This window comes from Frankia sp. Mgl5, from assembly GCF_023242985.1.
GTDB classification, from domain to species: Bacteria; Actinomycetota; Actinomycetes; order Frankiales; family Frankiaceae; genus Parafrankia; species Parafrankia soli.
The window spans coordinates 3,706-14,255 of record NZ_JALKFY010000654.1; the positions used below are offsets into that span (position 1 = coordinate 3,706).

General features: G+C 74.2%; 7 protein-coding genes. 6 read left to right on the plus strand and 1 reads right to left on the minus strand.

Going from position 1 to position 10,550, the window contains the following annotated elements; genetic code table 11:
- Positions 1-492 precede the first annotated feature (492 nt).
- The 3 genes from MXD62_RS21460 to MXD62_RS21470 all read left to right on the plus strand — a co-directional run bounded on the left by MXD62_RS21460 (position 493) and on the right by MXD62_RS21470 (position 7,566).
- Positions 493-3,090 (plus strand): carboxylate--amine ligase/circularly permuted type 2 ATP-grasp protein, encoded by a 2,598-nt coding sequence (locus tag MXD62_RS21460; RefSeq protein WP_248831286.1) that lies wholly within the window; start codon positions 493-495, stop codon positions 3,088-3,090.
- Between the two features lie 369 nt (positions 3,091-3,459).
- Positions 3,460-5,241: an N-acetylglutaminylglutamine amidotransferase gene (locus MXD62_RS21465; protein ID WP_248831287.1), complete on the plus strand. Its 1,782-nt coding sequence runs from the start codon at positions 3,460-3,462 to the stop codon at positions 5,239-5,241.
- Positions 5,242-7,566, plus strand: coding sequence for a prolyl oligopeptidase family serine peptidase (locus MXD62_RS21470; RefSeq protein ID WP_248831288.1), 2,325 nt, complete (start codon positions 5,242-5,244; stop codon positions 7,564-7,566). It begins immediately after the preceding gene.
- A gap of 78 nt (positions 7,567-7,644) precedes the next feature.
- On the opposite strand, the gene MXD62_RS21475 is transcribed toward MXD62_RS21470, so the two are convergent.
- Positions 7,645-8,196 carry a GNAT family N-acetyltransferase gene (locus MXD62_RS21475; protein WP_248831289.1) on the minus strand — a complete coding sequence of 184 codons (552 nt, stop codon included), beginning with the start codon at positions 8,194-8,196 and terminating at the stop codon, positions 7,645-7,647.
- 341 nt (positions 8,197-8,537) lie between these two features.
- On the opposite strand from MXD62_RS21475, the gene MXD62_RS21480 reads away from it, so the two are divergent.
- The 3 genes from MXD62_RS21480 (at position 8,538) to MXD62_RS21490 (ending at position 10,205) form a co-directional block, all read left to right on the plus strand.
- Positions 8,538-8,963 carry a GNAT family N-acetyltransferase gene (locus MXD62_RS21480; RefSeq protein WP_041255763.1) on the plus strand — a complete coding sequence of 142 codons (426 nt, stop codon included), beginning with the start codon at positions 8,538-8,540 and terminating at the stop codon, positions 8,961-8,963.
- Between the two features lie 166 nt (positions 8,964-9,129).
- Complete coding sequence (locus tag MXD62_RS21485) at positions 9,130-9,702, plus strand: IS607 family transposase (protein WP_248831290.1); 573 nt, start codon at positions 9,130-9,132, stop codon at positions 9,700-9,702.
- 86 nt (positions 9,703-9,788) lie between these two features.
- Positions 9,789-10,205, plus strand: a complete 417-nt coding sequence (locus MXD62_RS21490) for a hypothetical protein (RefSeq protein ID WP_248831291.1) — start codon at positions 9,789-9,791, stop codon at positions 10,203-10,205.
- Positions 10,206-10,550: the final 345 nt, after the last annotated feature.

Consider the following 10,550-nt stretch of genomic DNA (forward strand, 5'->3'; position numbering starts at 1 on the left):
GGCTGCCCCGGGGCGCCGCCGGGGGCGTTGTATTGTGGGCGGCGGTCCCCCGGGCGCACCGGGGGGGGGGGGGGCGGCGGGGGGCCCCCCCGGCCGCCCGGAACATGCGCCGCGAGCAGGCAGGACGTGCTGCCCATGGGTGTTTCATCACGGTTTTAACAGGTTCCCTGTGGGTACCACAGCGATGCCGGCCCAGGGGTGGACGCGTGCTCCGGCCGGCGCGCAGGGCGTTGCCCGCTCCCGGCCCCGGCCGCGTGAGCGGTGGCCGTCCGCGGATTCGGCCCGCATGGAACCGCCATGCGCGGCCGACCGCGCAGGATGAGGTACGGAGCCGACGTGAACATCGAGGACGGCGGCGCGGCCGCGGCGCGGGCGATTTCCGTGCCGGGCGCGGCACCATCGGAGACCGCTCCCGAAGAATTCCGATTCACGGCGACCTGTGACACACTCAGGACATATCGCCGTAACCCCTCGGGTCTAGTGTAGGTATTCATGAGCGACGCGCGGATCGCGGCCGTCGGTGTTGAAGAAGAATTCCACATTCTCGATCTCGCTACCAGGCAGCTGGTACCCCGCGCGGAGGAGATTCTGCGCGGCCTCCCCGACGACCAGTTCTCCCCGGAGCTGCTGCGCTCCGTGGTCGAAACCAACAGCCGGCCCTGTACCGACCTCTCCGACCTCCGGGCGGACCTGCTCGACCTGCGCCGCCGCCTCGCCGCGGTCGCCGAGCCGCTGGGCCTCGGCCCCGCCGCGGCGGGAACGGTGCCGATCGTCGACATGTCCGTCCTCGACGTCTCGCGGGACGCGCGCTACATCCAGATGACCGAGGAGTACCAGCTCCTCGCGCGCGAGCAGCTCATCTGCGGCGCCCAGGTCCACGTCGACGTCGCCGACCGCGACCTGGCGATGGCCGTCACCGCTTGGGTGGCCCCCTGGCTGCCGATGCTGCTGGCGCTGTCGGCGAGCTCGCCGTTCTGGCGCGGTGCCGACAGCGGCTACGCGAGCATGCGGACGATGGTCTGGCAGCGCTGGCCGACCGCCGGCGTGGCCGGGCCGTTCCGCACCGCCGCCGAGTACGACCAGCTCGTGGCGGACCTGGTGAAGTCCGGCGTCATCAGCGACCCGGGCATGGTCTACTTCGACGTCCGGCCGTCCGCGCACCTGCCCACCGTCGAGCTGCGCATCTGCGACGCCTGCCCGGACGTCGACAACGTCATCCTGATCGCCGGCCTGTTCCGGGCGCTGGTGTGCCGGGCGATCGAGGCGGTCGAGGCGGGCGCACCGGCTCCGCCGCCACGTGCCGAGCTGCTGCGCGCGGCGACCTGGCGGGCGGCCCGCTCCGGCATCGAGGGCGACCTCGTGGACCTGTCGGGCACCGGCAGTGTGCCGGCCGAGGAGCTGCTGCGCCGGCTGCTCACCGAGGTCCGTCCCGACCTGGAGAAGGTCGGGGACTGGGACCTGGTGCGTGACCTGGCCGAGGCGGCGGTGGGGCGGGGCAGCGCCGCGTCCCGCCAGCGCCGGGCTTTCGCCCGCCGCGGGCTGCTGACCGACGTCGCGGACCTCGTGCTGGCCGAGACGCGCGAGTCGCCGGCGTCGGCGGTCCACCCGCCGGGCACCATCCCGTCGGTGGGCGCGGTGGCAGCGCTGCCGCCGCTGCTGGACCGCTACCAGCCGTCCGGGTTCGACGAGGTCATCGCCGAGGGCGGTGGCGTCCGGCCGCACTACCGCGGCGTGGTGCGCACCCTGGACCGCCTCGGCCCGGCGGTGCTCGCCGAGCGCGGCGAGGCCATGCAGTCCGAGCAGGTCGAGCGCGGCGTGGTGTTCCGGGTGAACGGCGAGACCGAGCGGCGCCCGTTCCCGTTCGACCTGGTTCCGCGGGTCGTCACCGCGGGCGACTGGGAGCGCCTGCAGGCCGGGCTCACCCAGCGCGTGCGGGCACTGGAGGCGTTCCTGCGCGACACCTACTCCGAGCGCGCCGCGGTCGCCGACGGGGTGATCCCGGCCTGGCTGGTGAACGACTCGCCGGGGCTGCGCCACTCCGGTCGGGTCCTCTCCGGGGACGGGTCGCCGCGCTCCGGCGGCGTGCGGGTGACGGTGGCGGGCATCGACCTCGTCCGCGGCGCCGACGGCAAGTGGCTCGTGCTGGAGGACAACCTGCGGGTGCCGTCCGGGATCGCCTACGCGATCGAGGGCCGGCGGCTGACCCGGTCGGCGCTGCCCGAGCTCAACCCGCCCGGCGCCATCCTGGGGGTGGACGCGGTGCCGGCGCTGCTGCACGAGGCGCTGGTCGCGGCCGCCCCGCCGGCGGTGCGCGGCGAGCCCGCCGTCGCCGTCCTCACCGTCGGCGAGGAGGACTCCGCCTACTACGAGCACACCTTCCTCGCCGAGGAGATGGGGGTGCCGCTGCTGACCCCGGCCGACATCCTGGTCGACGACGACGTGCTCTACGCCGTCGACGGCGGGCGGCGGCGCCGGATCGACGTCCTCTACCGGCGGGTGGACGAGGACGAGCTGACGGGGCTGCCGGGCGCTGACGGGCTGCCACTGGGCCCCGGGCTGCTGCGCGCGGTGCGGGCCGGCACGCTCGCGCTGGCGAACGCGCTGGGCAACGGGGTCGCCGACGACAAGGTCGTCTACGCCTACGTCTCCCGGATGATCACCTACTACCTGGGTGAGCAGCCGCTGCTCGACGACGTCCCGACCTATGTGTGCGGTGACCAGGAGCAGTGCGCGCACGTCCTGGAGCACCTCGAGCAGCTCGTCGTGAAGCCGGTGGACGGCTACGGCGGCTCCGGGGTGGTGATCGGCCCGCAGGCCGAGCCGTTCGAGCTGACCGAGGTCCGCGAGCGGATCCTGGCCGACCCGCGTGGCTGGATCGGCCAGGAGATGGTCGCCCTGTCGACCCATCCCACCTGGGTCGACGGTGAGCTCCAGCCGTGCGCGGTCGATCTGCGGGCCTTCGTCTACGCCGGCCGCGAGACGGCGGTGGTCGCGCCGGCCGCCCTGAGCCGGGTCGCGCCGCCGGGCAGCCTGATCGTCAACTCGTCCCGGGGCGGTGGGTCGAAGGACACCTGGCTGCTGCGTCCCTGAGCGTGCCCGACGGCCGGCGGTCCCCTGGGCTGCCGGCCGTCGGCGTTCTGGCGGCATCCGCCGTGCGGGCACGCGTCGGCGTGCGAGCGGGCGGCGGCGGGCCGCCGGGCACGCGGGTGTAGCCGGTTGTGGCGGTTGGTGGCGGATTGGCAGGTTCCGCGACCGGCGCTGTCGCGCACCGCAACATCCTTGTCATTGTGGTGAAACCTTGGCCGTCGAATGTGGTCCTCGGCATGGCACCGCGCCACCCGTCGTCATCGCGGGGCATTCGCCCCGTCGGTCCCGGCGGGTCCCCGGAACCGGGTGGGCGGACGTCGTCGAGGAGGGGAAGAACGGCCGTCTGACCAACCGATCGACGGGAGCTGGACCATGTGCGGGCTGAGCGGGGAGCTGAGGTTCGACGGCCGTGAGGCGGACGTCGCCGCGGTGGGGCGGATGACCGCCGCCATGGAGGCGCGGGGCCCGGACGGGGTCGGCCTGTGGGCCACCGGCCCGGTGGCGTTCGGCCACCGTCGGCTGAAGATCATTGATCTGTCGGAGCGGGGCGCCCAGCCCATGGTCGACACCGCGCTCGGTCTCACCGCGGTGTTCAACGGTTGCATCTACAACTACCAGGAGCTGCGCGACCGGCTCGTCGACGCCGGCTACCGCTTCTTCTCCACCTCCGACACCGAGGTGATCCTCAAGGCGTACCACCACTGGGGCCCCCGGTGCGTCGACCACTTCGCCGGCATGTTCGCCTTCGCCGTGTACGAGCGCGACACCGGCCGGCTCGTCCTCGTCCGCGACCGGCTCGGGATCAAGCCGCTCTACGTGACGCGCGACCCGCACCGCCTGCGGTTCGCCTCGACCCTGCCGGCGCTGCTCGCCGGCGGCGGGGTGTCCTCCGACATCGACCTGGTCGCCTTCCACCACTACCTGTCGTTCCACTCGGTGGTCCCGCCGCCGCACACGATCCTGACCGGCGTGCGCAAGCTGCCGCAGGCCACCATCCGGACCGTCGAGGCGGACGGCACGACCCGCGACGAGGTCTACTGGCGGCCCGACTCCACCCGTCAGGAGGAGTACGCCTCCTGGACGGCGGACGACTGGCGGGACGCGATCGGCGAGCGGCTGCGCACCGCCGTGCGCCGGCGCATGGTCGCCGACGTCCCGGTCGGGGTGCTGCTCTCCGGCGGCCTGGACTCCAGCCTCATCGTCGCGCTGCTCGCCGAGGCCGGCCAGCGTGACCTCGCCACGTTCAGCGTCGGCTTCGAGGCCGCCGGCGGCGAGTCCGGCGACGAGTTCCACTACTCGGACATCATCGCCCGCCGCTTCGGCACCGACCACCACCAGATCCGCGTCCCCGGCGACCGGCTGCTGCCGGCGATCGACGCGGCCGTCGCCGCGATGAGCGAGCCGATGGTCAGCCACGACTGCGTCGCGTTCTACCTGCTCTCGCAGGAGGTGGCCCGGCACGTCAAGGTCGTGCAGTCCGGCCAGGGCGCGGACGAGGTCTTCGCCGGCTACTCCTGGTACCCGCCGCTGGCGACCGTCCCGCGCGGCGACGCCGTCGACGCCTACCTGCGGGTGTTCGCCGACCGGCCGCACGCCGAGCTGCCGGCGATGGTCGAGCCGCACCACCTCATCGAGGGCGACGCCAGTCGGCACTTCGTCGCCGAGCGGTTCGCCGAGCCCGGCGCCGAGACCTCGGTCGACGCCGCGCTGCGCATCGACTCCACGGTGATGCTGGTCGACGACCCGGTGAAGCGGGTCGACAACATGACGATGGCGGCCGGCCTGGAGGCCCGCACGCCCTTCCTCGACCACGAACTCGTCGAGCTCGCCGCCGCGTGCCCGCCCGAGCTGAAGCTCGCCTCCGGCGGCAAGGGCGTGCTCAAGGACCTCAGCCGGCCGCTGATGCCGGTGGACGTCATCGACCGGCCGAAGGGGTACTTCCCGGTGCCGGCGATCCGCCACCTCGACGGCCCGTTCCTCGCCCGGGTCGCCGACGCGCTGACCGACCCGGTCGCCCGGGGCCGCGGGCTGTTCCGCAAGGACTGGGTCGACGAGATGCTCGCCGACCCGAACTCGAACCGCACGACGCTCGGGGCGAACGCGCTCTGGCAGGCCGCCCTGCTCGAGATGTGGCTGCAGACACAGGGGGTGTGAATGATCCGTCCGGTCGAGTCGGCGCTCACCGGCATCCCGTCCCGGACCGCCGCGGCGCGGTCTGAGACCACCACGGCACCGGCTGGCGCCCTGCCGGCCGGTGCCGTCCCGGTCCAACCGGTGGACTCGCCGGTCCCGGGAGCGGCCGAGCCGCCGCTCCCGGCACCGCGGGACCTGGTGGACGAGTGGGCCGCGCCGCCGAGCGTGCGCGGGCCCGCACCCGGCCCGGACGGCTCGATCGCCTTCGTCGGGGACGCCACCGGGCGCCCGGCCCTGTGGGTCCGCGCGGCCGACGGGACGGAGCGGGTCCTCGACACCGGCCCGGCGCACGTCCGGTCGGCGCTGTGGTCCCCGGACGGCGCCTGGATCGCGATCACCGTGGCCCCGGGCGGCGGGGAGCACACCGAGGTCCACCTTGTCCGCCCGGACGGCACGGCGGCGCACCGGCTGGCCGGTGGCGTCCGGCCCGGCACGGCGGGAGCCGTGGAGGCGTGCGCGGCCACGGTCTCCCGGTGGGCGGCGGGCGGCCGGCTGCTCGTGGTCACCGAGTCGGCCCGCTCCGGGCTGACCCACGCGGTCGCCGTCGACCCGGCCGGCCACCGCCGCCACCTCGCGGTGGGGCTGGCCCTGCAGGTCTGCGCCGTCCACGAGACCGCCGACCGGTGGCTGCTGCTCCTGCGGGAGGGCCCGCGGGGCGCCCGGCGCGTGCTGGTGGCCCGGGTGGACGCGCCCGACCCGCTGGCACCGGCCGCCGCCCTGCTCGAGGCGTTCCCGCTCAACGACGAGATGGCCGGCGGAGTGGCCGGCAGCGGGGGGACCGCCGGAGGGGTCGCGACCGAGGCGTTCGAGGTCGCGGGCGGCACCGCCACGGCCGTCTCAGGCACCTTCGCCGCGGACGCCTCGCGTGCCCTGCTCGCCTGCGACCTGGGCCGCGAGCGGCCGGGCCTGCTCGAGGTGCCCCTGGACCCGCACGGCCGGCCGGGGCCGACCCGACCGCTGGCCGGCCGGGACGACGCGGACCTGGAGCGCTTCCTCCTCCTCGACCCGGCCACGGCCGTGCTCGGCTGGAACGTCGGCGGGCGCACCGAGCTCGCCGTCCACAGCCTGGACGACGGGACGTCGCGGGCCCTGCCGCCGCTGCCGCGCGAGGTGGTCACCGGCCTGCTCCCCGGGCCCGGCGGGGCGAGCCTGCTCCTGGCGCTGGACGGCTCCACCGCCCCCAGCGAGGTGTGGACCTGCGACCTGACCGGCACCGCGGCGGACATTCCGCCCGGCACCGCGTCGGACGCCCCGGACGGCACCTCGGCGGGCACCTCGGACAGCGGCGTGCCGGCCTACCGCTGCCTGGTCTCGCACACGCCGACGGCGTACCCCACCGTCGAGATCACGGCCGTGGCCGCGAGCGGGACGCACACCCCGGGCCCAGGCACGGGGCCGGGCCCGGGCACGGCGGGGGTGCCCGAGGTGCCCGGCGGGACGGAGGACGTGGGCTACCGGTTCGTCCGCCCGATCGCGCGCCGGTTCCTCGCGCACGACGGGCTGGAGCTCACCGGCTGGTGGTACCGCCCGCGGGTGGCCCCGGGGCCGGTGCCCACCCTGCTCTACTTCCACGGCGGCCCGGAGGCGCAGGATCGCCCCGTCCTCAACCCGCTCTTCCACGCGCTGCTCGCCCGCGGCATCGCCGTGTTCGCGCCGAACGTGCGCGGCTCCACCGGGTTCGGCCGGTCGTTCGAGGAGGCAGACCACCTGGCCGGCCGCTTCGCCGGGATCGCAGACGTCGCGAGTGCCGTGAACCACCTGGTCACCGAGGACCTGGCCGCGCCGGGCCACATCGGCGTGGCCGGCCGTTCCTACGGCGGGTACCTGACGCTGGCCGCGCTGGTCTGCCACCCCGAGCTGTTCGCCGTCGGCGTCGACGTGTGCGGGATGGCCGACCTGGAGACCTTCTACCGGCACACCGAACCGTGGATCGCCGCGCCGGCGGTCACCAAGTACGGCGACCCGGCCACCGATCGTGACCTGCTGCGGGCGCTGTCGCCGCTGCACCGGATGGACGCGCTCGCGGCCCCGCTGCTGGTCGTGCACGGGGCCAACGACACCAACGTCCCCGTGTGCGAGGCCGAGCAGACCGTCGCCGCGGCCCGGGCCCGCGGGATCCCGTGCGAGTACCTGCTCTTCGAGGGCGAGGGCCACGAGGTCGCCGAGCGCGCGAACCGGCTGGTGTTCGTCCGCGCCGTGGTGGAGTTCGTCGCGGCCCGCCTGACCGGCGCGCAGACGCCGGCGGACACCCTCGGCGAGGCCGTCCGACCGATCGAAGCCGTCTGACCCCGATCGAGGCCGTCTGACCGAATCGAGGTTGTCTGACCGATCGCGCCCGCGGCGGTCGGCAGCGGTTGGCGCCGGTCAGTGGCGGACGGACGGGCCGGTGGGCTGGTCCGCCCGTGCGCGTTCCAGCAGGAGCAGCTCGCCGGCCTCCTCGTCGTGCGCCCGGCCGATCACCGACAGGCCCAGCCGGCGCGCGACGCTGACCGACGCGTCGTGCGCCGGCGGGACGACGGCGAGCACCCGCCGGACTCGCGGGTCCTCGAACACCCAGTCGAGCAGCAGCCGCCCGCCCTCGACCGCGTACCCGCGCCCGGCGAACTCGGGGTAGGTGGCGTAGCCGAGCTCTACGGTGCCGTCCGCGTCGGGCGGGCCGGACAGCGCCGGCGACCCGACCGCGGCCCCGGTGGCACGGTCGACGGCGAGCCAGGCCCACCAGCCCAGCTCGGCCGGGCTGGCCGCCAGGCGGTCGCGCGTCCGGGTGAGTGCGCCCTCCTCCAGCGGGGGAGCCGCCAGCGGGTCGGGGAAGACCGCCCCGGTGGCCCGCTGCGCGCCCGCGCGGTCGCCGCCGAGCAGCGCTCCCAGCGCCTCGACGGTCAGCGGCCGCAGGCACAGCCGCGGACCGTTCAGCACCGGGCCGCCCCCGCCGACCGGCGCCGGGCCGTCTGCGCCGGGACGGGGTGAGTCGGGACAGTGTGGGTCGGCCGTCGACAACGCTGCTCCTGAAGGCATCCTGGGGTCTCTCTGTGTACGCCCGTCCGGTGTGGGCGGGCCCGCGTGACCGGCGCCGATCTCCCGGTCGCGCTGGGGACCCTAGCGGGGGGGTCCGACAGTTCGCGAGGCGTTTTCGGCCCGGGCGGCGTGTCCGAGCCACCGGACGAGTGCCGAGTCTCGGGCGCCGCACCCGGCGGGATGTACGCCGTCCACACAGCGCCGTCCACACATCACGCCATCGAGCTGTAACAATGCGTAATGTGAAGATAGAGGAGCTGGAGGCCGAACGCACCTGGCTGGCTTTCGATCCCATGCGGCAGCTGCGTCCTCATCTGACCTCGACCGGGTTCGTCAAGCTGGTGAACGAGGTGCAGCGTCCGCAGGGGTACCGCCTGGTGGGGTCGTGGGACGGCGAGACCGGGAGGGTTGTGGCGGCCGTCGGCTTCCGGGAGAGCAGCTCGCTCGCCTACGGCCGGCACCTGCTAGTGGACGACCTGACGACGATGCCCGGCATGCGCGGGCGCGGGCACGCCACCCGGCTGCTCGCCTGGGTCGAACGGGAGGCGAAGCGCCTGGGCTGCGCGCAGATCCACCTGGACGCCGGTACGCACCGCCACGAGGCCCACCGCCTCTATCTGCGCAACGGCTACATCATCCCGTCGTTCCACTTCGCCCGCCGCCTCTGAACCCTCCCCGCCGGCTCCGGCCCCTCCGCCGTCGTGTGTCGCCGTCCTGTCCCGGTGCCCCGCCGTCCTCTCCCGCCATGGCACATGATCATCGCGACCGGGGGGGATTGAAACCTGTTGTTAATTGAGCGCTAGATAGCGTCGAGTAGCGCTGTATGGTGGTGGTATGAATCTCAAGGAGTGGGCGGCTGCGAACGGGGTCGGGTATTCCACCGCGCGCCAATGGTTCCTTGAGGGCAAGTTGCCGGTCCCGGCCCGCCGGGTCGGGGGGCTGATTCTCGTCGAGCAGCCCGCCGTCCCGGCCCCGGTTGATCTGGCTGTGGTGTATGCCCGGGTGTCGTCCGCCGACCAGAAGCCCGATCTTGACCGGCAGATCGCCCGGGTCACGACGTGGGCTGGAGAGCGGGGCATCCCGGTCGGGCGGGTGGTGACCGAGGTCGGGTCGGCACTCGACGGCCACCGGCGGAAGTTCCTCGCCCTGCTGCGCGACCCGGCGGTGACGACGATCATCGTCGAGCGTCGTGACGGGTTCGCCGGGTTCGGCGCCGACTCTGTCGAGGCGGCGCTTGCCGCGTCGGGTCGCAGACTTCTCGTCGTCGATCCGGTCGAGGTGGACGACGACGTCGTCCGGGATATGACGGAGATCCTGACGTTGATGTGCGCCCGGCTCTATGGCCGCCGGACCGCCGCGGACCGGGCCGCCCGGGCGGTGGCCGCCGCTACCGGGGACGTGCCGTGAAGGTTCTCCAGGCGACCGGTTCGCGCTCGACCCGAACGACGCCCAGCTCGCGGATCTCCGTGTAGACATGCCGGGGCGGCCGGTTCGTGTTCAACTGGGGTCTGGCCCGGGTGAAAGCCGCCCTGTCGCAGCGGGAGGCGGAGCAGTCCTACGGCCTGACCGGGGACCTGCTCACCCCGGTCCCGTGGACGCTGCCCGCGTTGCGGCTTGCGTGGAACGCGGCGAAGAACGAGGCCGCCCCGTGGTGGTCGGAGTGCTCGAAGGAGGCGTACTCCTCCGGCCTGGACCAGCTCGCCCGCGGGTTGAAGAACTTCACTGATTCCCGCCCGGGGAAGCGGGCCGGTTTCCCCCGGTTCAAGAAGCGGGGCAAGGCCCGCGACTCGTTCCGGTACACGACACCGGCGTCTACGGCCCGGCCAGCGATCTACAGGCGAAGCTGCCCCGCATCGGCCGGGTCAAGGTCCACGAGGCGATGGGCGTGCTCACCGGCGACCGCGACCTGAACGCCGCGGTCAACCTGCGTCACCTCGTCGCCGCCAGTACGTCGGAGACGGAAAACGCCCGTGGAGCCGACCGGTAAGACCCAGCTTGCTGGGCGGGTGGCTGTGAAGCGGGAACCCGGCACCGCGCGAGCGGGTCAGACCGGGGGTGCCTCACCGAGAGGCGAGGCGGCATGACCAGGCGTTACCAGGCGCTCGCAGGCAACGGTGCGGTTAGCCCCCGGACGAACTGACGGGCCAGCTCCGTCGCCGGGCCCGGCACCGGCGATCTACCGTCGGCACAGACGGTCCTGACCCGCCCGTCGGGCCCGGGCCCCCCCGGGGGGCGCGGGGGCGGGGGGGGGCAAA